This is a genomic window from Candidatus Rokuibacteriota bacterium, assembly GCA_016209385.1.
Lineage (GTDB): Bacteria > Methylomirabilota > Methylomirabilia > Rokubacteriales > CSP1-6 > JACQWB01.
In genome coordinates, this window is sequence record JACQWB010000092.1 from 1 (window position 1) to 21,416 (window position 21,416).

Genomic DNA, 21,416 nt, shown 5'->3' on the forward strand with positions numbered 1-21,416 from the left:
CCCACAGGAAGGTGGATCGAGCCGAGGGGCTGCCGACGAGACGCAGGCGGTGGCAGATCGAGCCGAGGGACGTCGGCCCTGCCGCAGGCAGGCCCGACAAGAGGCGATACCCGAGTCGATGTACGAGCCGAGGCGCTTCGGCGCCGGCAGCTTCATCGCCGGCGCCAGCGACGAGGCGAGGCCCGAGCAAATCACGCGGAGGCGAGGCCCGAGTTGGTTGCGCGGGCCGGGTACCCGCGAAGCGGGTGCGCGCTCGAAGGGCATTACTCCGAGACGCTCCGAGCGGGGCGCGTGGTCCATCGCTCGCGTCGTTTGGCGGCCGTCGCTGGACTTGCCTGCCGGTCCGTGTTAGAAAGAGAACACAATCCGGACGCAATCTGAGAGGACCCGCATGCCCTCGATCAGCGACACCGCCACCGAGATGGTCCAGTTCGTCCTCCCGCAGCACGCGGGGGCGCCGGGACAGATCCACGGTGGTCGGATGATGGAGTGGATCGTTACCGTGGGGACCATGGCAGCAGCCCGCTTCGCGCGCGGTACCGTGGCTCTCGGTGCGATGGACGACATCGATTTCCTCCACCCGGTGAGGGTCGGGCAGATCGCCATTCTGCGCGCCCAGGTCGAGTACGTCGGCCGGACGTCTCTCGAGGTGGGGGTCCGCGTCTATGCGGAGAACCCGGCCACCGGCGAGCGCGCGGTCACGCTCAGCTCGCACCTGGTCTTCGTGTGCGTGGACGAGCAGGCCCGGCCCCGCCCGGTGGCGGACAAGATCGAGCCGCGCGGGGCGGAGGAGGCGAACCTGGTCGAGACTGCGCGGAAGCGCCGCGAGGAGCGCGTGGCGCGGTTCGGGCTGAAGGCCGAGCGGATCAAGGAGGTGCAGGACGAGCCGAATCCGCCGCGCTGGCGGTTCGAGTCCACGCGGGTCGTTCTCCCCGAGGAGGCCCTCTTCGGCAACTTCATGTTCCCGGGCAAGCTCCTGATGGGGATCGACGAGGCGGGGGGAATCCTGTGCGTTCGCTACACGCGGGGCTTCGTGATGACGGCCTCCATGGATGCTCTCGACTTCTACTCGCCGCTGCGCGTAGGCGATATCATCGTGCTCAAGGCCGGGCTGAACCACGTGGGGCGGACCTCGATGGAGGTGGGGGTCAAGGTGCTCGCCGAGGCGCCGTTGACCGGCGAGGTCCGGCACACCTGCACGGCGTTCCTGACCTTCGTTCACCTGGGGCGCGATCTCGAGCCCGAGCCGGTCCCGTTCTTCACGCCCGAGGGGCCGGGGGAGCAGCGGCGCTGGGAGGCTGCGCTGGTCCGCCGGCAGGCGCGGGTCGCCCGCGTCGAGCGCTTGAAGGCGGCGATTGCCGCCGAGAGGGGGTGAGGGCCGATGTCGGGTCATTCGCGTTGGGCTCAGATCAAGCGGAAGAAGGCCAAGACCGACCAGCAGCGCGGGAAGCTCTTCACCAAGCTGATCCGCGAGATCACGGTCGCCGCGCGATCCGGGGGCGGCGACCCGAAGGTCAACATGCGGCTCAAGGCCGCCATCGAGGCCGCCAAGGCTGCCAGCATGCCCGCGGAGAACATCAAGCGGGCGATCCAGAAAGGGACCGGGGAGCTCCCCGGCGAGAGCTTCGAGGAGGTCACCTACGAGGGGTACGGTCCCGGGGGGGTAGCCATCATGGCGCGGGCCCTGACGGACAACAAGAACCGGAGCGGAGCGGCGGTCCGTCACCTTTTCGAGAAGCACGGGGGCAACCTGGGCAGCATGGGGTGCGTGAGCTGGATGTTCGAGCGGAAGGGCCTGATCCAGGTGGATGCCGGCCGGATCGGCGAAGACGATCTGCTGACGATCGCCCTGGAGGTCGGCGCCGCCGACATGCGTCGCGTCGAAAAAGCTTACGAGATCGCCACGCATCCTGATGAAATCGAGAAGGTGCGTCAGGCCCTCGAGCAGCGGGGCGTACCGGTGCTGGAGGCTGAGGTGACCCTGGTACCGCTCTCCACGGTCCGCGTGGAGGGTAAGGACGCCCAGCAGGTTCTGCGGCTGATGGAGACGCTGGAGGAGGACGACGACGTCCAGGCTGTCTACGCCAACTACGACATTCCGGACGAGGTCATGGAGGCCATCTCTGCTGCCTGACCCGGCGGTGGGGCTCCGGGTCATGGGGGTGGACCCGGGCCTCGTCGAGACGGGTTACGGCGTGCTGGAGGCCGGGCGCGCCGGGTTCGTCGTCGTGGACGCCGGCCTGATCGCTACCCCCAAAACCGCCCCTCTCGAAGGACGGCTCAAAGCCCTGCACGACGCCGTTCTCCAGCTTCTCGACCGCTTCGCGCCGACGCTCCTCGCGGTCGAAGATCTCTACAGCGAGTACAAGTTTCCCCGCACCGCGATCCTGATGGGTCACGCGCGGGGGGTGATCTGTCTCGCGGCCCGCGAGCGTGAGGTCCCGGTGGTGCCGCTCGCTCCCGCCGAGGTCAAACGCATGGTGGCGGCCAACGGGTCGGCGTCCAAGGCTCAGGTCCAGCGCGGGGTCCAACGGCTCCTCGGCCTGGCCGAGCTGCCTCGCCCGTCCCACGTGGCCGACGCTCTCGGGCTTGCAGCCACCGGTCTCTCGAGGGCGCTCGGCCGCCCGCCGCGATGATCGCCTCCCTCAGGGGCAGGCTCAGGCGGAAGCTGGAGGATCGGGTGATCGTGGAGTCCGCGGGCGTCGGTTACGAGGTGATTCTCCCGCCGGTCGCGCTCAGGGCGATCAGCCAGGCCGTGGCCGACGACGGGGACGGGGCGAGCGAGCTCCAGCTCGTGATCTACTACCACGCGACGCGCGACCAGCCGCGCCCCGTCCTGATCGGCTTTCTCTCCGAGCTGGACAAGGAGTTCTTCGAGAAGCTGATCACGGTCAAGGACATCGGCCCGCTGGTCGCCGCGCGCTCGCTGACCGTGCCGGTCGCCGACCTGGCAGCCGCCATCGCGCGCCAGGACGAGAAGTACCTGCGGCGGCTCCCCGGCATCGGCCCCCAGAAGGCCAAGAACATCGTCGCCCAGCTCCAGACCAAGGTGGCCAAGTTCGCGCTGATGAAGGAGCCGGGGGCGCCGGAGCCCGAGCCGGGACCCGAGGCCGCCGCCGACGAGGAGAGCGTGAAGAGCCTGGTCTGGGAGGTGCTGGTCAAGCAGCTCGGCCACCGGCCGAGCGAGGCGGGCCAGCTCATCACCGAGGCGCTCCGCCGCCGGCCGGGGATCCAGACGCCCGAGGAGCTGTTCGACGAGATCTACCGGGGACGGAAGGGCTGAGAGGGGAACGTACGCGCTACGGTAGGAGATCGGCGACGGAAATTTCTGCCGTGGGCGCCGCCAGCGGCGAGACCGCGGCCGTTGGCTCCAGGACCGTGACGAGGCGATAGTCCCAGCCGAGCGGATGTAAATCGCTCGCCGCTGGCTCTCTCCGGATCTCAAGCACCCGATCGACCAGATTGACGATCCAGTAGTCCGGCACGCCAGCCCGCGCGTAGAGCCCGGCCTTCACGGTGCGATCGAGGCCCAGACTCGCCCCGGCGACCTCGACGACAAGGACCGGCCGGGAGGGGTGCGCCTCCCGGTAGTCCCTCGGCGCGCCAGGCACCGCGGCGACGTCGGGCTCCGGCTCGGAATGCTCATCGAGAGCCAGAGGGAGCTGGACCCGCACGCTCCAGCCCGGCCCGAAGGCGACCCGGAGCGCCTCGGCGGCAAGCTGGATCGCGGTGGCGTGCGGGCTTCCCTGCGGCTCGCGGACGACGAGCTGCCCCTCGAGCAGCTCGATCCGCGCGTCCTCGTCGAGGATGCCGGCCTCGATCATCCGCTCATACTCGACGCGGCTCAGCCGTTGCGTCTGGATCGTCGGTTCGCTCATCGCCTACCTCGCTGACACTGTAGCCAGGCGCTCCCCGCTCGTCAATGTCCCGCTACGGATACACGGGAGAAACGCCTAAGCCAGCGGCGGCTGGAGCGCGCAGCGCCTTCAGCACCTCCGTGACTTCACGGCCCTTCGTCTCGATCACGTCCAGCAGATCTTCTGGACCTCGGAATTTCAAGGTTCGTCCTCAGAACCTGGTAATAGTGGGTTGGGCCGCATAAATCGGCAGTCCGCCGAAGTAGGTGTATCTAACATCAAACAATTGACATCAATACATCAACCCCTATAATAGCCTCAATGAGAACGACGCTGACGCTCGACGAGGATGTCGCAGCTCTGCTCAGGCGGATTCTCGCCCGTCGGAAGCAGAGCCTCAAGGAGGTCGTCAACCAGGCGCTCCGTGAAGGGCTGCGCCGGATGACCGAGCAGCCCCGACCATCCGTCGGTTATTGTACGCCCGGCGTGGACTTGGGTCGCTGCCTCGTGGGGAACGTCGACGACGTCGCTGAGGTGCTTGACATCGCGGAAGGCAGGGCCTTCCGGTGATTCTCGTCGACGCGAACCTTCTCGTTTACGCGACCACGAGTAGCTTGCCGCAGCACGAGACGGCGCGGGCCTGGCTCGACGAGCGCTTGAACGGAACCGCGCCGGTCGGGCTCCCGTGGCCGAGCCTCTTCAGCTTTATCAGGCTCGTCGCTAACCCGCGGGTCTTCGAGCGCCCACGGCCCATCCCCGATGCGTGGAGGCAGGTTCAGGAGTGGCTCGACCGACCGCCGGCCTGGATCCCTCAGCCCACCGAAAGCCACCGCGAGGTACTGGGACGGCTCATCGAGACGTCGGCACAACGGCCGAACCTCGTCGCTGACGCGCATCTGGCCGCGCTCGCCGTCGAGCACGGCCTGATTCTCTGCTCAACCGATGGGGACTTTGCCCGATTCCCCGGGCTTCGCTGGGAAAACCCCCTCGCGTGAACCTCAGGGGCCGCCATCGGATTCCCGGCCCCATCCCAAACCTCGCCCTGGCCTTACATCCGTACTCGGCTCGGCGCCTCGCCGCGTCGGCTCGCTCGTTCATTGGAGGGTGACCTCTTAGAGGGTCCGAAACGGGCTCGGTTGAGGTTACAATGCGAGCGGTTGAGGGACAGCGGGATGGATGTTCGAGCCGAGGGGCTCCCGACGAGCCGCAGGCGAGGAGAGCCACGAGGCGAGGCCCGAGTGGATGTTCGAGCCGAGGGGCTCCCGACGAGCCGCAGGGGTGGCAGTTCGAGCCGACCCTCACGAGGCGAGGGCTGAATGGATGAGGCGAGGATCCTGAGCCGCCTGGCGCTGCCCGAGGAGGTGCAGGTCGAGCGCCAGCTCCGGCCGCAGCGCCTGGACGAGTTTGTCGGTCAGCGGGAGGCCGTCGAGAGCCTGCGGGTCTCGATCCAGGCCGCCCGGGCGCGCGGGGAGACCCTGGACCACGTCCTCCTCTACGGCCCGCCCGGGATCGGGAAGACGAGCCTGGCCCACATCCTCGCCAACGAGATGGAGACCCAGATCGTGGCGACGTCGGGGCCCGCCCTCGAGCGGGGCGCCGACCTGATGGGGATCCTCACCAACCTCGACGCCAGCAACGTCCTCTTCATCGACGAGGTCCACCGCCTCCCGCGCCAGGTGGAGGAGCTCCTCTACCCCGCGATGGAGGACTTCGTCGTCAACTTCGTCATCGACAAGGGCCTCCACGCCCGCAGCCTCCGTTACGCGCTCCGGCCCTTCACGCTCGTCGCGGCGACCACGCGGCCGGGCATGCTCTCGTCGCCGCTCAGGGACCGCTTCGGGATCTTCCACCACCTCGACTTCTACTCGGAGGACGAGCTCTGCCAGATCATCGCGCGCTCGGCGTCGATCCTGGGCGCGCCCGTGGAGCCGGAGGGGAGCCGCGAGATCGCGGGGCGCTCGCGGGGAACGCCCCGGATCGCGAACCGCCTGCTGCGCCGCGTGAGGGACTACGCCCAGGTCAAGGGAGACGGCGTGATCACCCGGGTGGTGGCTGAGGACGCCCTGGAGCGCGAGGGCGTGGATTCCCGGGGGCTCGACCGGCTGGATCAGCGCTTCCTGAAAGCCATCATCGAGCAGTACGGCGGCGGGCCCGTGGGGATCGAGGCGGTAGCGGCCACGATCAACGACGAGGCCGAGACCCTGGCGGAGATGGTCGAGCCCTACCTCTTGAAGATCGGCTTCCTGGTCCGGAGCCCTAACGGGCGCCGGGCGACGCCCCAGGCCTACAGCCACCTGAACTACCCAGTCCCGACGAGCCCCGGCCCTCAGGGGCAGCTTCCGCTGTAGGAGGACCCCATCGTGTTCGACCCCGCCAGCTTCGGGCTCGGCGGCCTCGGGAAATTTCTCGTGAGTTTCGGGGTCCTCATGATAGTTCTGGGGGGAATCCTGATCTTGCTGGGGAACGTAGGCGGAAAGATTCCATGGATCGGACGACTGCCCGGCGACATCTACATCCAGCGCGGGAACTGGAGCTTCTACTTCCCTCTCACGACGTCCATCGTGATGTCGATCGTCCTGACGCTGCTCCTCTCCTTCTTCTGGCGCCGCTGAGGCGTCTCCTCCCGCTGACGCTGCTCGCCCTTTTCGCTGTCGGCGCGACGCCTGCCCTCGCCGACGGGCTCATCAGGATCGCAGTGGCCGACGGCGTCCTAAGCGTCGAGGTCAGCGGTGGCCCGATACGCGTCACCGATCTCGCCGACAGGCCCGTGGTTAACGGACTCCTGTCAAAGGTCCGCGCGGCGCTGAAAGATGGCGGCGTGGAAGCAGAAGGCCGCCGCCTCCAGGCGGTGCGGCTCCGACCCGAGGGGAGTCGCGGCCTGAGGGTGAACGGGCGCGAGTATCCTGGAATTCTCGAGATCCTGAGAAACGGCGGCGGGCTCGCGGTGGTCAACGAGCTTCCCCTCGAGGAGTACCTGGTCGGCGTGCTCAGGGCCGAGGCCTCGGACAGGTGGCCCCTCGAGATGCTCAAAGCCCAGGCGGTCGTCGCGCGGACGTACGCCGCCTATCACCGGAAGCTCAACGTCGCCAAACCCTTTCACCTGGTTGCCACGACCGCCCACCAGCAGTACGCCGGTCGCGTGCCCCCGGCTTCGCCGGTCTGGTTCGCGGTGAAGGAGACGGAGGGCGAAGTCCTCCTCTGGGAGGGGCAGCTCTTCCCGGCCTTCTACCACACCGAGAGCGGCGGCCACACGGAGGATCCGCGGCGGGTCTTCGAGGCGAACAACATGCCGGCCCTCAAGCCCGTGCGCGACGACTTCTCGGGGACCTCGCCCCACTACTCCTGGAGCCTGGACCTGCCGCTCTCGCAGCTGACCGACCTCCTCAGGAAGGGAGGCGTCGCGGTGGGCAGCGTCGTGCGGATCGAGGTGTTGGAGCGCGGGCCCTCGCTCCGCGTGGTGCGCCTGGCCGTTCATGGGACCCGGGGGACCGCGGTGCTCAGGGGCACCGATTTTCGGCGTCTCGTCGGCAACGACAGCCTGAAGAGCACCTTCTTCGCTGTCGCCGTAGACGGCAAGTATGCCCGCTTCGTCGGTCGCGGGTACGGCCATGGCGTGGGGCTCAGCCAGTGGGGCGCCAAGGCCATGGCTGAGCAGGGGCACCGCTACCGCCAGATCCTGAAGTTCTACTACCCGGGCGCGACATTCTCGAGCCTCCCGTGAAGACGATTGCGTGGAGCGACTTCGAGAAGGTGAACATGCGGGTCGGCGTCGTGGTGGACGCCAAGGAGTTTCCCGAGGCCAAGAAGCCCGCGTATCGGCTCTGGGTGGACCTGGGCCCGCTCGGCGTCAAGCGCTCGAGCGCCCAGCTCACCCACCGCTACCGCGTCGAGGAGCTGATCGGCCGCCAGGTCGTCTGCGTGGTGAACTTCCCGCCGAAGCAGGTGGGGCCCTTCGTCTCGGAACTGCTCGTGATGGGTGCCTACACCGAGCGCGGAGAGGTCGTGCTCCTCCGCCCGGATTCTCCCGTGACACCGGGGAGCAAGATCGGCTAGCCCAATCGGAGGGGGTCTCGACGGCCCCCTCCGAGGCCTCCCCCAGGGAATCGCTTGCGCGGGCGAAGCCCGCGCTCGAAGGGCATTACTCCGACACGCGGCTAGCGCGTCACCTCAACGAGAGCTCCAGGAAGATCGCGCCCTCGACGGGGTTATAGCGGTACGGCTCGATCCGCCTGAAGCCGAGCGCCTCGTAGAGGGCGATCGCTTCGGTCATCGACGGAAGCGTGTCGAGCCGCATCCGCCGGTAGCCGATCCGGCGCGCCTCGTCGATGACGGCGGTGGCCAGCCGCTTGCCGAGCCCCATGCCTCGAAACGCCGGCCTCACGTAGAGCCGCTTCATCTCGCACGCGTCGTCCGCGAGTGGCCTCAGCGCCACGCATCCGGCGAGCTGGGCGTCCGGAACGGCCAGGAGGAGGCGGCCGCGCGGTGGCGCGTAGTCTCCGGGGAGGTCCCGCAGCTCCCGCGCGAAGTCCTGAAACGAGAGATCGAGCCCGAGCGACGCCGCGTACTCGACGAACAGCTCGCGAGCGCGTACGAGGTCTTCGGCGGATTCCGCCTGAACGAGCGTCACCGGCTCCGGACTGGAAGTCGTCATCTCAGCCCTCGCCTCGTGGCCTATTCACCCCGGCCTCGCCTCGTCGCTGGCGCCGGCGATACAGCTGCCGGCGCCGAAGCGTCTCGGCTCGAACTGCCACGCCTGCGGCTCGTCGGGAGCCCCTCGGCTCGAACATCCACGTCGGCGATTCTACCGCCGCTGCGCCGCGGGCGACAACCGCGGTCCGGGCGCCTGGGGGAGTCCGCTTGACAGCCCGCGCGCCTGGCTTGAGACTCGACTTGATATTCGAGCCGAGGGGCGTCGGCCATGCCGTGAGGCAGGCCCGTCACGAGGCGAGGCCCGAGTTGGATGTTCGAGCCGAGGGAGTCCGGAGGAGCCGCAGGCGACGACACTCACGAGGCGAGGCCGGAATGGATCTAGCGTTGTTCGACTACGAGCTTCCCCCTGATCGGATCGCTCAGTATCCCGCGGAACGTCGGGACGCCTCGCGCCTCCTGGTCCTCGATCGCGCGACGGGTCGGTGGGAGGACCGCGTGTTTGCGGAGCTGCCGGCGCTGCTGCGCGCAGGGGACTGCCTGGTGGTGAACGATTCGCGCGTCATCCCGGCACGCCTGCCGGGGACGCTCCCGGGCGGGGCCCAGGTGGAGCTGTTGTTCCTCAGGGAGCTGGCCCCGGGCCGATGGGAGGTCCTCGCCCGCCCTGCCAAGCGCTGCCGTCCGGGCGCGGTCATCGTGCTCGCGGACGTTGAGGCGCGAGTTGTCGAGGCGGGCGCGGAAGGCCGCCGCGTCGTCGAGGTGTCCGGCGTCGGCTCGGCCCGCGATTTCCTCGAGCGCCACGGGCTGCCGCCTCTGCCGCCCTACATCCGCCGCCACCGGAAGCCTGGCGCCGAGGACTGGGAGCGCTACCAGACCGTCTACGCCCGCCACGACGGCTCCCTCGCGGCTCCGACGGCGGGCCTCCATTTCACGCCGGCGCTCATGGATCAGCTCAGGGCTGGCGGGGTGGAGGTCCACGCGCTGACCCTTCACGCGGGGCCGGCGAGCTTTCGCCCGATCCGAGCGGCAGAGGTGGAGAAGCATCCGATGCCGGCCGAGCAGGTGGCAGTGACAGAAGCCGTCGCGAGGGCGGTCAACCGCGCCAGGGGCGATGGGCGCCGCGTGGTCGCCGTCGGCACCACGGTCGTCCGCGCTCTCGAGTGGGCCTCGGACCCGAACCGCCGCGTGTCGCCGGTCTCGGGCTTCGCCGACCTCTTTATCTACCCGGGCCACGCCTTCAAGGTCGTTGACGCCCTGATCACGAACTTCCACCTCCCGCGCTACACGCACCTCCTGCTCGTCTCCGCGTTCGCCGGACGGGAGCTGGTCCTGGCCGCCTACCGCCACGCCGAGGCCGCGGGCTATCGCTTTTACTCCTATGGCGACGCCATGCTCGTCCTGTGACCGCCGTGCCGATAACCGTCGCATCCCGTCGTCCTCAGTCGTCGCCGATCCTCAACGTACAACAGCATACGCCTGCGGTCGGCTCCTCCCTGCGTCCTAGGGCTGCTCGGTTCTCGGCCCGGCGGGGGCGCCTATGACTGCGGTCAAGTTCGAAGTTCTCAAGACCGACGGAGCCGCGCGCCTCGGACGGCTCACGACCCCTCATGGCGCCGTCCAGACGCCGGCCTTCATGCCGGTGGGGACTCAGGGGAGCGTGAAGGGCCTGACTCCGGACGACCTCAAGACCATCGGGACCCAGATCGTCCTGGCCAACACCTACCACCTATGGCTCCGCCCGGGGCACGCGGTCATCCGCGACCTGGGCGGGCTCCATCGGTTCATGGCGTGGGAGGGGCCGATCCTGACGGATTCTGGCGGGTTTCAGGTCTACAGCCTGGCTCGGCTCCGGAAGGTGTCGGACCAAGGGGTGAGATTTCGCTCCCACCTCGATGGCTCGGAGCGCATCCTCACGCCTGAGCTTTCCATCGAGATCCAGCAGGCGCTCGGCGCCGACATCGTGCACCCCCTCGACGAGTGCCTCGCCCAGCCGACCTCGCGTGCCGAGACCGAGCGCTCGCTGGCGCTCACGCTCCGCTGGGCGGCGCGGGCCCGGGCGGTCCACCCGGGCAGCGGGCGCCAGGCGCTCTTCGGGATCGTTCAGGGTGGGGTGTACGCGGACCTCCGCCGTCGCGCGGTCGAGGAGATCGGCGCGCTCGGCTTCGACGGTTACGCGGTCGGCGGGCTGGCGGTCGGCGAGCCCAAGCCGCTCATGCTGGACCTGATCGAGCTGGCGGGTGGGCTCCTGCCCGCTGACAGGCCGCGCTACCTGATGGGCGTGGGGAAGCCGCCGGACCTGGTGGAAGCGGTGGCGCGGGGCATGGACCTATTCGACTGCGTCCTCCCCACCCGGAACGCCCGCAACGGGCAGCTGTTCACCGGCGCCGGTGTCGTGACCATCAAGAACGCTCGGTACGCCAGCGACCTCGATTCGCCCGATCCGGAGTGTGGCTGCTACACGTGCCGCACCTTCTCGCGCGCCTACCTGCGCCATCTCTACCTCGCCCGGGAGCTCCTCGCGCCCCGCCTCCTCTCCCTCCACAACCTCCACTTCTACGAGACCCTGCTGGCCCGGCTGCGCGCGGCGATCGCGGAGGGGACGTTTCAAACAGTCAGGGCTCGGTTTTTGGCGCGGTATGGGGTATCATGCGAAGGCGGCTCGCCCGAGACTCTGGCAGACACGGAGGCCTGACGCATGGATCTCGCCTATGCCGCCGACCTCGCGTACGCCGCTGGCCAGGCACCCGGCGGTGGCGCGTCCGCGGCCGTCACCCAGATCCTTTTCTTCGCGGCCATCTTCGCGATCTTCTACTTTCTCCTCATCCGGCCGCAGCAGAAGCAGCGCCGGGACCGCGACCGGATGCTGGGCAGCCTCAGGAAGGGCGACCGGGTGGTGACCACGGGCGGCCTCCACGGCACGATCGTCGGTCTCAACGAGCACACGGCGGTCCTGAAGATCGCCGACCAGGTCAAGGTGGAGGTCGACCGGGGCGCGATCAACCGCGTCGTCGTCACCGAGTCCGGCAAGGACGCGTAGCGGGCGGGCGTGGCCATGCGCAGGCACCTCTGGCTCCGGATCGCCATCGTCCTGGTCGTGATCGTCGGATCGGTAGTCTACCTCTACCCGCCGCCGGGTCTCCGTGAATACCTCTACGGACCGCGGCTTTCGGACCCTGGCCGTCGCGGCCGCCTCCCGGCGACCCTGAATCTCGGTCTCGATCTGCAGGGCGGGATCCACCTCGTGCTGGGCGTGGAAGTAGACAAGGCCCTGGAGGCCCAGGTCGAGCGCGCCGCCTCAGACCTTCGCGCCACTCTCGAGCGGAAGGGTGTCGGTGTGGCTCAACTCAACCGGCAGGGGGTCTCAGAGCTGGTGCTTCAGCTCGCCAACCCTCAGGCCTGGAGCAGCGCCCTGACGGTGCTCGGCGAGTTCCAGGCCTTCGAGCGGAGGAGCGCGGACCAGGCGGCGGGACGGATCGTGCTGGGCCTCAAGGAGCGCGAGGCGGCGGCGATGCGGGACCTCGCCGTCCGCCAGGGGCTCGAGACGATCCGAAACCGCGTGGACCAGTTCGGCGTCGCTGAGCCGACCATCCAGCGGCAGGGGGAGAACCGGATGCTGGTCCAGCTCCCCGGCGTCAAGGATCCCGAGCGGGCGAAGGCGCTCATCGGCAAGACCGCCCTCCTGGAGTTCAAGCTCGTGGACGACACGGCGGACGTGGAGCGAGCGCTGCGGGATGGTCCCGCCGACGGCTCCGAGGTGCTCTGGCAGCGCGTCGTCGATCGGAAGACGAAGGAGGAACGCAGGGCCCCCTTCGTGCTGAAGAAGAAGACCCTCCTCACCGGCGCGGACCTCGCCATGGCCCGCGTGTCCATCGACCAGACCACGAGCGAGCCGTACGTTTCCCTCGAGCTGAACAAGACCGGCGCGAGGGTGTTCGGCGAGGTTACCGACCAGAACGTGGGGCGGCGGCTCGCGATCATCCTCGACGGCAACGTCTACTCGGCGCCGGTCATCCGCGAGCGGATCCCCTCCGGCAACGCCCAGATCACCGGCGGGTTCACCGTCGAGGAAGCCACGGACCTGGCCATCGTCCTCCGGGCGGGGGCGCTCCCGGCGCCGGTGGCGATCCTGGAAGAGCGGAGCGTCGGGCCATCGCTCGGGGTCGATTCGATCCGCCAGGGAATGATCGCGATCATCGCCTCGTCGCTGGTGGTGTTCGCCTTCCTGCTGGTCTATTACCGGCTCTCCGGCCTCGTCGCGGATGTCGCCCTCGGCCTGAATCTCCTGATCCTGCTGGCCACCATGGCCGGCTTCCACGCCACCCTGACGCTCCCCGGGATCGCGGGGATCGCGCTCACGATCGGCATGGCCGTGGACACCAACATCCTGATCTTCGAGCGGATCCGCGAGGAGTTCCGCGCCGGCAAGACGGTGCGGGCTGCCATCGACGCGGGCTTCTCCCGGGCGTTCAGGACCGTCGTGGACACCCACATCACCGTGCTCGTCTCTGCCGCGATCCTCTACCAGTTCGGGACCGGCCCGGTCCGGGGCTTCGCCGTCTCGCTCGCCATCGGCATCCTCGCCAGCCTGTTCACCGCCGTGTTCTTCACGCGGCTCGTCTTCGACCTGCTCTACATGGGCCGGCGGCGGCTCCAGTCCCTCTCGATCTAGCCCATGTGGCAACTCTTCAGAGACTCCGACTTCGACTTCATCGGCCGGCGCCGGTGGGCGTACCTCCTCTCGGCGGTCTTCATCGCCATCGGTCTCCTCTCGGTGGCCGTGAAAGGCGGGCTCCGGTACGGGATCGACTTTTCGGGTGGTACCCTCATCCAGGTCCGCTTCGACAAGGCCGCGCCGATCGACGTGATCCGGACCGCGCTCGACCGGATCAAGCTCGGCGAGAGCGTGATCCAGGAGTTCGGGGATCCGAGAGAGTTCATCTTCCGGCTCCCCCTCCTCGACGTGCCCGCCGAGGAGGTGACGCGCCGCGTCGAGGGTGCGCTCGCCGCGGAGGCACAGCTCGGGAAGGCCGAGATCCGGCGGGTCGAGTTCGTGGGGCCTCAGGTCGGCCGCGACCTTCAGATTCAGGCGGTCTACGCAGTCTTCGCCAGCCTGGTGGGGATCCTGATCTACATCGCCATCCGGTTCGACTTCAAGGGCGGGGTCACCGCCATCGTGGCCGTGTTCCACGACGTGCTGGTTTCCATGGGCGCCATGTCGCTCACCGAGCGGGAGATCTCGCTCCCCGTGCTCGCCGCCTTCCTCACGATCATCGGCTACTCGGTCAACGACACCATCGTCGCCTACGACCGGCTCCGCGAGAACCGGGGCAAGGGCGTGCGGAAGGGGATCCCCTTCGCGGAGCAGATGAACACCGCGATCAACCAGACCCTCTCGCGGACCGTGCTGACCGCGCTGACGACGTTCATGGCCACGGGGGTGCTCCTCTTCTTCGGCGGCAAGGTCCTGGAGGACTTCGCCTTCGCGCTCACGGTTGGCGTGATCACCGGCACCTACTCGACCATCTACATCGCCGGGGCCCTCATCGTGGACTGGATGGCCTGGGCCGAAGCCCGCGCCCGGCGGCCGAAGAAGGCCGTCGCCAAGGCCTGATCGCCCCGAGCGAATCCCGCACGTTCCGTGAGCCCCCCTCCCCGGGAGGTGCTGCCCGTCCGGGGGTCCAAAAGATCCGTGGCAACCGCGTGATTTTATGGCATTATTAAAGGTCAACCGCGCGAGGGCCTGGATTGACGCGCTTAGAGAGCTTGATCGAGGAGATCCCCAAGTACCAGCCGGGCGCCGACCTGGAAGTGCTCCGGCGCGCCTACCACTTCTCTGAGTTCTCGCACCGGGGCCAGCAGCGGGCCTCCGGCGAGCCGTACGTCTCGCACCCGATGGAGGTGGCCGCCATCCTGGCCGACTTCAAGATGGACACCACGACGATCACGGCGGGCCTCCTCCACGACGTCCTCGAGGACACCCAGACGACCAAGGAAGACCTGGCCCGGGAGTTCGGCCCCGAGATCGCCGAGCTGGTCGACGGCGTCACCAAGATCGGCAAGCTGGCCTTCTCGTCGCGGGAGGAGCGCCAGGCCGAGAATTTCCGCAAGATGCTGGTCGCGATGGCCCGGGATCTCCGGGTGCTGATGATCAAGCTCGCCGACCGGCTCCACAACATGCGCACGCTCGACTACCTCCCCCCGGAGAGGGGGGCGAAGGTGGCGCAGGAGACCCTGGACATCTACGCGCCGCTCGCCCACCGGCTCGGCATGTCCAAGGTCAAGGCCGAGCTGGAGGACCTGGCCCTCCGCGCCCTCCACTCCGAAGACTACATCGACCTCCAGAAGCGCGTGGCCAAGCGGCGCCTCGAGCGGGAGGCGGAGATCAACCAGGTCATCGCCATTTTGGAGCGAAAGCTCCGCGAGGTGGGGATCGAGGCCCAGATACGCGGTCGCCCCAAGCACTTCTACTCGATCTGGAAGAAGATGCACGACCAGGGGCGCGAGTTCGACGAGATCTACGACCTCACCGCGGTCCGCGTGATCGTCAACACGGTCCGGGACTGCTACGGCATCCTGGGGGTGATTCACTCGCTCTGGAAGCCCGTGCCGGGGCGGTTCAAGGACTTCATCGCGATGCCGAAGGTGAACATGTACCAGTCCCTCCACACCACGGTCATCGGGCCCAAGGGAGATCCGGTCGAGATCCAGATCCGCACCTGGGAGATGCACCGGGTCGCGGAGGAGGGGATCGCCGCCCACTGGCGGTATAAGGAGCGCAGGAGCGAGCAGGACAAGTTCGACAGCGCCTTTCTCTGGCTTCGCCAGCTGATGGAGTGGCAGCAGGAGCTGAAGGACCCGCGCGAGTTCATGGAGTCGGTCCGCGTGGACCTCTTCCCGGATGAGGTCTACGTGTTCACCCCCAAGGGCGACGTCAAGGCCCTCCCCGAGGGCGCCACCCCGATCGACTTCGCCTACGCCGTGCACACCGAGGTGGGCCACCACTGTGTGGGGGCCAAGGTCAACGGGAAGCTGGTCCCGCTCCGCTACACGGTCCGTCAGGGCGACATCGTCGAGATCGTCACCTCGCCCACCCAGCACCCGAGCCGCGACTGGCTGAAGATCGTCAAGTCCTCGCGCGCTCGATCCAAGATTAACCAGTGGCTCAAGGCGGAGGAGCGCGTGCGCTCGCTGGCGCTCGGGCGGGAGCTCTTCGAGCGGGAGGCGAAGAAGTACCGCCTGTCGCCGGCGAACCTGCTGGCCTCCGAGGAGATGAGGCGGCTCTTGACTGATCTGGGCTTCCCCTCCGTGGAGGAGCTCCTGGCCTCGATCGGCTACGGCAAGACGTCGGTCCACCAGGTGTTCGGCAGGCTGGCCCCCGGAGAAGTTCTGGAAACCGAGCGCGCTCACGAGGTCAAGCCCGCCAAGGTGGCCAAGCCCGCTAGGCCGGCGGGGGGCGTGAAGATCCGCGGCGTGGAGGACCTCCTGGTCCGCTTCGCCAGGTGCTGTGCGCCGGTTCCCGGGGACGACATCGTGGGGTTCATCACGCGCGGCCGCGGCCTCACGGTGCACACGCGCGACTGTCTGACCGTGGCCCGCCAGGTCCTCGACAAGGAGCGCATGGTCAGCGTCGAGTGGGACGTCGCCGAGCCGGCCACCCGTCCGGTCAAGATCGCGGTATACATCGGGCGCGATCGCCCGGGGCTCCTGGCCGAGATCTCTGCGGCCATCTCCTCGAAGCACGGGAACATCACCAAGGCCGAAGTGACGGTCACCGAGGACCGGAAGGGGATCAACCACTTCGTCGTCGAGGTCGCTGACCTCGCCCAGCTCCAGGGGATCTTGCAGGCCATCCGCGAGGTCAAGGACGTCATCAACGTCGAGCGCGTCCGGGGGCTCTGAGCCCGACCAACCCTCGCTCCGTCGGCCGGACGTCGCCCCAGATCCGTGCCCATGACCCGAGCCGAGTTCGAAGCCCTAGTCGAGGAGGCCCTCCGGTCGCTCCCCCGCCGTTTCAAGCGGAAGCTCAAGAACATCGCCGTCGTCGTCGAAAACTGGCCGGATCCGGAGACCCTCGCCGAGATGGAGATCGAGCCCCCCGACACGCTCTACGGTCTCTATCGGGGCATCGATCTCACGCACCGGGACTCGTCGTACGGGAACGTCCTCCCCGACACGATCACGATCTATCAGGGCCCGATCGAGGAGGACTGCGAAGACTCGGAGGAGATGGTCGAGCTGGTGCGCGACGTCGTCATTCACGAGATCGGCCACTACTTCGGTCTCGACGACGCGCGGATGGAAGAGATCGAAGAAGCCGAGGACGAATAGTCCGTTTCTTCCGAGTGTGCGTCCGAGCGCGCCGGTGTTCTAGGCACCTTCCGAACCGCGGTTTCGGTGACCTCATTTCCGTCCTGATCAAACCGGATTCCCGGCCCGAAGTTTTTTGCTTGACAAGGGTTTCATCTTCTCCTAACGTTTCAGCAGATGTTGAAACGTATGGTGCAAGTGAAAGGATGCTTAAGAGGGAGGAAATCCGAAGATCAGCCGCCCAGCGGCTCCGAGATCTCTTTCCGACAGCCAGAGGCTGGGAAGAGGTTCCCTGCAACCGGATTGGGAGCCAACCGCCTGATCTGGTTGCTAAATTCCGGATGAAAGACCAAGAGCACACGCTCGTTCTCGAGGTGGCCGGGCTCGGTCAGCCGAAGCAGATCCGGGAGGCCATTACCCGGTTAAACGAGATCCGCCGGGAGCTTCCCGAGGCCTACCCCGTGGCCGTGTCGGGCTACATCAGCCCCGAGAGTGCCGCCATCCTCCGGCGGAACGGGCTCGGGTACCTGGACCTTTCCGGAAACTGCTACCTCGCCTTCGAAAACGTTCACATCGAGAAGGAAGGAAAACCGAACGTTCACCCGTCCACCCGCCCCCTGAAGTCGCTCTTCGGCCCGCGCGCCTCGCGTGTGGTTCGTGTGCTGCTCGTGGATCCGCAGCGCGCGTGGCGGCTCGGCGAGCTCGCCCAGGCCGCCGGGGTGAGCCTCGGCCACGCGCACAACGTGGTGAAGCGCCTCGAGGAGCTGGCGTGGGTGGAGCGAGGGGACCAGCAGCGGATCCGGCTGGTCAAGCCCGGCGAACTCCTGGACACCTGGGCCGAGGCCTACACGTACCGGCAGAACGGGGTCGCCGCCTTCTTCTCGCCGGAGCGGATCACGCGACGGCTGATGGCCGACATCGCCGCCTGGGCCCAAGCCGAACGGCGGCGTTACGCCTTCACCCTTCACTCGGGTGCTGCCCTCGTTGCCTCCAACATTCGCTTCCCGGCGATTCACTGCTACCTGGACGGTGACGCCGCCGCCCTCGCCAGGGCGCTGGGGCTCCGGCCGGGAGAGGGGGAAGGCAACGTCCACATCCTCGCGCCCTACGACCACGGGGTGTTCTACGCGCCGATGGAGAAGGGCGGGCTGTCCGTCGTCTGCCTCCCCCAACTCTACGTCGACCTCTTCCGCTACGAGCGAAGGGGGCGAGAACAGGCCCAGTACCTGAGACGGGAGGCGGTGGGGTACTGAGCGGAAAGGGGGTGATACGAGCATGGCGAAGAAGAAGGCGGCCAAGAAAAAGAGACGCTAACAGGCGACGGGTGAGAAAGGAGGTGAGAGCTGAATGGCGAAGAAGAAGGCCAAGAAGAAGAAGTAAGCGGCAGTACCCATCGGTGGGGGGTGGCGGCCTCCCACCGGCACTCATCGCCCCTCACCCTGCCCGCTTCCGCCGGAGGCAAGGGCGGGGTGAGGGGTCGCTTTCAGACGAGTTTCGTTACCTTTCCACCCTTGAGGCAGCGCGTGCACACCCTGACCCGTTGGGGACGGCCGCCCACCAAGGCGCGCATCGACACCAGGTTAGGGAGCCAGCGCCGCCGGGTCAGGTTATGGGCGTGGCTGATCCGGTGGCCGACGGCCGGGCCTTTACCACAAATGTCACACCGCTTCGCCATCGAAGCTCCCTGCAATCACGGCGATGCCGTATGGACGACTCGGTAACGGCGTGGAAGCGGGTTGCTGAGACCGACACACTTTTATAGCATAAACCGCGGCGAGGGGCAACCGCTTGGCGCGACCGAGTCGCCCGCCGTCTGAGGCTGTCGGAGGCCTGATGACCTCCCTCCAGTACCTGAAAGGGGTCGGCCCCCAGCGGGCCCGCCTCCTCTCCCGTCTCGGCTTGGTCACGGTGGAGGACGCGCTCTTCTTCGCCCCCAGCCGTCACGAGGACCGGAGCCACCTGACCCCGTTCCGCTCCCTGGCCCCGGGGGGCGCCCAGGCCTGCTCCGGCGTCATCGTCGGCCTGAGCCCGCCCCCGCGCGGAAGGGCGAAGGCACCGTTCTCGGCGCTCCTCCGCGACAGCTCCGGCTACCTCACCGCGGTCTGGTTCAACCAGCCGTACCTGGACAAGGTCCTCAAGCGGGGCCAGCGCTTGATCCTCTACGGGAAGGTGCTCCGCTACCGGGATGGCCCGCTCCAGCTCCAACACCCCGACTTCGAGATCGTGGAGGAAGGGGACGATGACACGATTCATACGGGCCGCCTCGTTCCGATCTATCGCCTGACCGAAGGGCTCGGTCAGCGCCAGCTCCGGGCGCTCCTCTGGCGGGTGGTCGAGTCCTACGCGGACCATGCTCCCGAGAACCTGCCGGAGGCGATTCGCGCGCGACGAAAGCTTCTGCCGCGCCCGCAGGCCCTCCAGGCCATCCACTTCCCGCGCGCCGCCGCCGTGCTCACCGCAGCCCGCCGCCGGCTCGTGTTCGAGGATTTCCTCCTCCTCCAGCTCGGCCTGGCGATCCGACGCCACCGCGAGGGGCGGGCGCGGGGAGTGGCCATTCGGCCGCCGGGGCGGCTCGCCGCCCGGCTGAGAGCGTCGCTCCCGTTCCTGCTCACGCCTGCTCAGGAGCGCGTGTGGGAAGAGATCAGGCAGGACCTCGCCCGGCCGTTCCCGATGAACCGGCTGCTCCAGGGTGACGTGGGGTCGGGGAAAACGATCGTGGCGACCCTGGCGGTCCTGACCGCCGTGGAGGCGGGGTTTCAGGCGGCGCTGATGGTCCCGACCGAGATCCTCGCGGAGCAGCACTTCCTGACGCTTCGGGAGTTGCTCGCGCCCCTCGACATCAGGGTCGCCCTCCTCACTTCCGGGGTGAAGGGCAGGGAGCGTGACGCGCTGCTGGATGCCGTGGCGCAGGGCGCGATCTCCGTGCTCGTGGGGACCCACGCGCTCATCCAGGAGCACGTGGCCTTCCATCGGCTCGCGCTCACCGTCGTGGACGAGCAGCACCGCTTCGGCGTGCTCCAGCGCGCGACGCTGCGCGCCAAAGGCGAGCACCCGGACCTCCTGGTGATGACGGCCACGCCGATCCCCCGGACGCTGGCCCTGACCCTCTACGGGGACCTCGACGTCTCCGTCATCGACCAGATGCCCCCGGGGCGGCAGCCGGTCGTCACCGTCCTCCGCGCCGAGGCCAGGCGGGCCCAGATCTATACCTTCCTCCAGGCGCAACTGGACCAGGGACGGCAGGCCTACGTGGTTTACCCGCTCGTGGAGGAATCCGAGGCGACCGATCTCAAGGCCGCCAGCGAGATGGCGGAGCGGCTCGCGACCGAGGTCTTCTCCCGGCACCGCGTCGGGCTCCTGCATGGCCGGATGAGCTTCGCCGAAAAGGAAGCGGTCATGCGTGAGTTCAAGGCGGGAGCGATCCAGATCCTGGTGTCGACGACCGTGATCGAGGTGGGGATCGACGTGCCCAACGCCTCGGTGATGCTCGTGGAGCACGCCGAGCGCTTCGGCCTGGCCCAGCTCCACCAGCTCCGGGGACGGGTTGGGCGCGGGCCCTGGAAGTCTTACTGCGTTCTGGTGACCGCTGGCGCCCTCGGCGGCGACGCCCGCCGGCGGCTCGAGGCCCTGGTCGAGAGCCAGGACGGCTTCAGGATCGCGGAGGTCGACCTCGAGCTGCGCGGCCCCGGCGAGTTCTTCGGCACCCGCCAGTCGGGGCTCCCCGAGTTTCGCGTCGCCGACCTCCTGCGCGACGCCCCGGTGCTCGAGGAGGCGCGGCAGGAAGCGTTCGCGCTCGTCGAGGACGACCCGAGCCTCGTCAAACCCGAGCACCGTGCGCTCCGCGAAGCGCTGCTCGCGCGCTGGCGCGGCAAGCTCGCCCTGGCCGCCGCGGGCTAGCCCGGAGATGCGCGAGCGGAGCGAGCTTCCTCAGCGGGCACCCGAGCGGGTCGGCGGAGCCGACCCTTAGAGCGAGGGTCGTGCGCGTCGCCGCCGGCGAGTTCAAAGGGCGACGGCTGACCGCCCCGAGGGGGCGGAGGAGCCGCCCGACCGCGGACCAGGTCCGGATCGCATGCCTCGACACGCTGGCGCCGTGGCTGGCGGGCGCCCGCTTCCTCGACCTCTTCGCAGGCGCGGGCGCGGTTGGGATCGAGGGCCTCTCCCGGGGGTGCGCCGTGTGCGTGTTCGTCGAGACCGACCGTGCCGCCGTGGCCGCGCTCAACAGAAACCTTGAGCTGCTCGGCCTTGCGGACCGGGCGCGCGTGCTCAGGCGGGAGGCACTGGCTGCCGTGGAGCTGCTCAGGCGGGAGGGCGCGCGCTTCGAGGCGATCTTCCTCGATCCACCGTACGCGAGCGGCCTCGCGGGGGAGACGCTGGCGCGCCTCGCCGACGGGGCGCTACTCGCGCCGGGTGGCCTGGTCGTGGTCCAGCATCTGACGAAAGCGGCGCTGCCCGGGCACCTCGGGTCGCTCGAGGCCTTCAAGCGCCGGCGATTCGGCGAAACGACCTTGACTTTCTTTCGCGCGGGGGAGTAAGATCAGCGTCGCTTTTTGGGAGGGAGCGTGGCAGTTCGAGCCGAGCGGCTCCCGACGAGCCGCAGGCGAGGAG

23 protein-coding genes are annotated in these 21,416 nt (G+C 68.4%); 20 read left to right on the plus strand and 3 right to left on the minus strand.

All coding sequences use genetic code 11. The features are described 5' to 3' along the window. Positions 1-391 precede the first annotated feature (391 nt). From HY726_06305 to HY726_06320, 4 genes are read left to right on the plus strand one after another with little or no spacing between them, the layout of a single operon-like run. A complete protein-coding gene (locus HY726_06305) occupies positions 392-1,375 on the plus strand; it encodes an acyl-CoA thioesterase (GenBank protein MBI4608597.1) in 984 nt (327 codons plus the stop codon). Between the two features lie 6 nt (positions 1,376-1,381). Continuing rightward, a complete protein-coding gene (locus tag HY726_06310; protein MBI4608598.1) occupies positions 1,382-2,134 on the plus strand; it encodes a YebC/PmpR family DNA-binding transcriptional regulator in 753 nt (250 codons plus the stop codon). Between the two features lie 7 nt (positions 2,135-2,141). Then, positions 2,142-2,636, plus strand: a complete 495-nt coding sequence (locus tag HY726_06315) for a crossover junction endodeoxyribonuclease RuvC (protein MBI4608599.1) — start codon at positions 2,142-2,144, stop codon at positions 2,634-2,636. Further along, entirely contained in the window at positions 2,633-3,283 is a 651-nt protein-coding gene (locus HY726_06320; GenBank protein ID MBI4608600.1) for a Holliday junction DNA helicase RuvA, read from the plus strand. Before HY726_06315 ends, HY726_06320 begins: the two co-directional genes overlap by 4 nt. Positions 3,284-3,299: 16 nt before the next feature. Here HY726_06320 and HY726_06325 read toward each other — a convergent pair whose 3' ends face one another. Beyond that, positions 3,300-3,878 (minus strand): Uma2 family endonuclease, encoded by a 579-nt coding sequence (locus HY726_06325; protein ID MBI4608601.1) that lies wholly within the window; start codon positions 3,876-3,878, stop codon positions 3,300-3,302. 300 nt (positions 3,879-4,178) lie between these two features. Between HY726_06325 and HY726_06330 the strand changes: the two genes are divergently transcribed. From HY726_06330 to HY726_06355, 6 genes are all read left to right on the plus strand, one after another. Continuing rightward, positions 4,179-4,427: a ribbon-helix-helix protein, CopG family gene (locus HY726_06330; GenBank protein ID MBI4608602.1), complete on the plus strand. Its 249-nt coding sequence runs from the start codon at positions 4,179-4,181 to the stop codon at positions 4,425-4,427. Further along, positions 4,424-4,852: a type II toxin-antitoxin system VapC family toxin gene (locus HY726_06335; GenBank protein MBI4608603.1), complete on the plus strand. Its 429-nt coding sequence runs from the start codon at positions 4,424-4,426 to the stop codon at positions 4,850-4,852. Before HY726_06330 ends, HY726_06335 begins: the two co-directional genes overlap by 4 nt. Before the next feature lie 321 nt (positions 4,853-5,173). After that, positions 5,174-6,205, plus strand: a complete 1,032-nt coding sequence (gene ruvB, locus HY726_06340; protein ID MBI4608604.1) for a Holliday junction branch migration DNA helicase RuvB — start codon at positions 5,174-5,176, stop codon at positions 6,203-6,205. A 78-nt stretch (positions 6,206-6,283) separates the two neighbouring features. Further along, a complete protein-coding gene (locus tag HY726_06345) occupies positions 6,284-6,469 on the plus strand; it encodes a DUF2905 domain-containing protein (protein MBI4608605.1) in 186 nt (61 codons plus the stop codon). An 83-nt stretch (positions 6,470-6,552) separates the two neighbouring features. Further along, complete coding sequence (locus tag HY726_06350) at positions 6,553-7,578, plus strand: SpoIID/LytB domain-containing protein (protein MBI4608606.1); 1,026 nt, start codon at positions 6,553-6,555, stop codon at positions 7,576-7,578. Continuing rightward, a complete protein-coding gene (locus HY726_06355) occupies positions 7,575-7,910 on the plus strand; it encodes a tRNA-binding protein (GenBank protein ID MBI4608607.1) in 336 nt (111 codons plus the stop codon). Before HY726_06350 ends, HY726_06355 begins: the two co-directional genes overlap by 4 nt. Positions 7,911-8,019: 109 nt before the next feature. On the opposite strand, the gene HY726_06360 is transcribed toward HY726_06355, so the two are convergent. Continuing rightward, complete coding sequence (locus HY726_06360; GenBank protein ID MBI4608608.1) at positions 8,020-8,508, minus strand: GNAT family N-acetyltransferase; 489 nt, start codon at positions 8,506-8,508, stop codon at positions 8,020-8,022. A 371-nt stretch (positions 8,509-8,879) separates the two neighbouring features. Here HY726_06360 and queA point away from each other — a divergent pair, with 371 nt between their 5' ends. From queA to HY726_06400, 8 genes are all read left to right on the plus strand, one after another. Next, positions 8,880-9,908, plus strand: a complete 1,029-nt coding sequence (queA, locus tag HY726_06365; protein MBI4608609.1) for a tRNA preQ1(34) S-adenosylmethionine ribosyltransferase-isomerase QueA — start codon at positions 8,880-8,882, stop codon at positions 9,906-9,908. 133 nt (positions 9,909-10,041) lie between these two features. Then, positions 10,042-11,196, plus strand: a complete 1,155-nt coding sequence (gene tgt, locus HY726_06370) for a tRNA guanosine(34) transglycosylase Tgt (protein MBI4608610.1) — start codon at positions 10,042-10,044, stop codon at positions 11,194-11,196. 3 nt (positions 11,197-11,199) lie between these two features. Beyond that, a complete protein-coding gene (yajC, locus tag HY726_06375) occupies positions 11,200-11,541 on the plus strand; it encodes a preprotein translocase subunit YajC (GenBank protein ID MBI4608611.1) in 342 nt (113 codons plus the stop codon). A gap of 15 nt (positions 11,542-11,556) precedes the next feature. Beyond that, on the plus strand, positions 11,557-13,173 hold the full coding sequence (gene secD, locus HY726_06380) for a protein translocase subunit SecD (GenBank protein MBI4608612.1): 1,617 nt from the start codon (positions 11,557-11,559) through the stop codon (positions 13,171-13,173). Positions 13,174-13,176: 3 nt separating this feature from the next. Then, positions 13,177-14,115, plus strand: coding sequence for a protein translocase subunit SecF (secF, locus tag HY726_06385; protein MBI4608613.1), 939 nt, complete (start codon positions 13,177-13,179; stop codon positions 14,113-14,115). A 134-nt stretch (positions 14,116-14,249) separates the two neighbouring features. Continuing rightward, positions 14,250-16,403 (plus strand): bifunctional (p)ppGpp synthetase/guanosine-3',5'-bis(diphosphate) 3'-pyrophosphohydrolase, encoded by a 2,154-nt coding sequence (locus tag HY726_06390; protein MBI4608614.1) that lies wholly within the window; start codon positions 14,250-14,252, stop codon positions 16,401-16,403. Positions 16,404-16,454: 51 nt separating this feature from the next. Further along, a complete protein-coding gene (locus HY726_06395; protein ID MBI4608615.1) occupies positions 16,455-16,832 on the plus strand; it encodes a metallopeptidase family protein in 378 nt (125 codons plus the stop codon). Between the two features lie 320 nt (positions 16,833-17,152). Beyond that, a complete protein-coding gene (locus tag HY726_06400; GenBank protein MBI4608616.1) occupies positions 17,153-18,064 on the plus strand; it encodes a hypothetical protein in 912 nt (303 codons plus the stop codon). Between the two features lie 230 nt (positions 18,065-18,294). On the opposite strand, the gene HY726_06405 is transcribed toward HY726_06400, so the two are convergent. Next, positions 18,295-18,486: a 50S ribosomal protein L28 gene (locus HY726_06405; GenBank protein MBI4608617.1), complete on the minus strand. Its 192-nt coding sequence runs from the start codon at positions 18,484-18,486 to the stop codon at positions 18,295-18,297. A gap of 158 nt (positions 18,487-18,644) precedes the next feature. Here HY726_06405 and recG point away from each other — a divergent pair, with 158 nt between their 5' ends. Both recG and rsmD read left to right on the plus strand, forming a co-directional pair. Beyond that, complete coding sequence (gene recG / locus HY726_06410; GenBank protein MBI4608618.1) at positions 18,645-20,708, plus strand: ATP-dependent DNA helicase RecG; 2,064 nt, start codon at positions 18,645-18,647, stop codon at positions 20,706-20,708. Between the two features lie 80 nt (positions 20,709-20,788). Beyond that, complete coding sequence (gene rsmD / locus HY726_06415; protein ID MBI4608619.1) at positions 20,789-21,343, plus strand: 16S rRNA (guanine(966)-N(2))-methyltransferase RsmD; 555 nt, start codon at positions 20,789-20,791, stop codon at positions 21,341-21,343. The last annotated feature ends 73 nt before the right edge of the window (positions 21,344-21,416 follow it).

What these genes read in the sequence shown, in the direction of transcription:
- HY726_06405 (MBI4608617.1), bottom strand. Translation starts at nt 18,486, where the DNA reads ATGGCGAAGCGGTGTGACATTTGTGGTAAAGGCCCGGCCGTCGGCCAC.
- HY726_06305 (MBI4608597.1), top strand. Translation starts at nt 392, where the DNA reads ATGCCCTCGATCAGCGACACCGCCACCGAGATGGTCCAGTTCGTCCTC.
- HY726_06330 (MBI4608602.1), top strand. Translation starts at nt 4,179, where the DNA reads ATGAGAACGACGCTGACGCTCGACGAGGATGTCGCAGCTCTGCTCAGG.
- yajC (MBI4608611.1), top strand. Translation starts at nt 11,200, where the DNA reads ATGGATCTCGCCTATGCCGCCGACCTCGCGTACGCCGCTGGCCAGGCA.
- secF (MBI4608613.1), top strand. Translation starts at nt 13,177, where the DNA reads ATGTGGCAACTCTTCAGAGACTCCGACTTCGACTTCATCGGCCGGCGC.
- HY726_06395 (MBI4608615.1), top strand. Translation starts at nt 16,455, where the DNA reads ATGACCCGAGCCGAGTTCGAAGCCCTAGTCGAGGAGGCCCTCCGGTCG.
- HY726_06325 (MBI4608601.1), bottom strand. Translation starts at nt 3,878, where the DNA reads ATGAGCGAACCGACGATCCAGACGCAACGGCTGAGCCGCGTCGAGTAT.
- HY726_06310 (MBI4608598.1), top strand. Translation starts at nt 1,382, where the DNA reads ATGTCGGGTCATTCGCGTTGGGCTCAGATCAAGCGGAAGAAGGCCAAG.
- queA (MBI4608609.1), top strand. Translation starts at nt 8,880, where the DNA reads ATGGATCTAGCGTTGTTCGACTACGAGCTTCCCCCTGATCGGATCGCT.
- HY726_06345 (MBI4608605.1), top strand. Translation starts at nt 6,284, where the DNA reads ATGATAGTTCTGGGGGGAATCCTGATCTTGCTGGGGAACGTAGGCGGA.
- ruvB (MBI4608604.1), top strand. Translation starts at nt 5,174, where the DNA reads ATGGATGAGGCGAGGATCCTGAGCCGCCTGGCGCTGCCCGAGGAGGTG.
- recG (MBI4608618.1), top strand. Translation starts at nt 18,645, where the DNA reads ATGACCTCCCTCCAGTACCTGAAAGGGGTCGGCCCCCAGCGGGCCCGC.
- secD (MBI4608612.1), top strand. Translation starts at nt 11,557, where the DNA reads ATGCGCAGGCACCTCTGGCTCCGGATCGCCATCGTCCTGGTCGTGATC.
- tgt (MBI4608610.1), top strand. Translation starts at nt 10,042, where the DNA reads ATGACTGCGGTCAAGTTCGAAGTTCTCAAGACCGACGGAGCCGCGCGC.
- HY726_06400 (MBI4608616.1), top strand. Translation starts at nt 17,153, where the DNA reads ATGAAAGACCAAGAGCACACGCTCGTTCTCGAGGTGGCCGGGCTCGGT.
- HY726_06320 (MBI4608600.1), top strand. Translation starts at nt 2,633, where the DNA reads ATGATCGCCTCCCTCAGGGGCAGGCTCAGGCGGAAGCTGGAGGATCGG.
- HY726_06360 (MBI4608608.1), bottom strand. Translation starts at nt 8,508, where the DNA reads ATGACGACTTCCAGTCCGGAGCCGGTGACGCTCGTTCAGGCGGAATCC.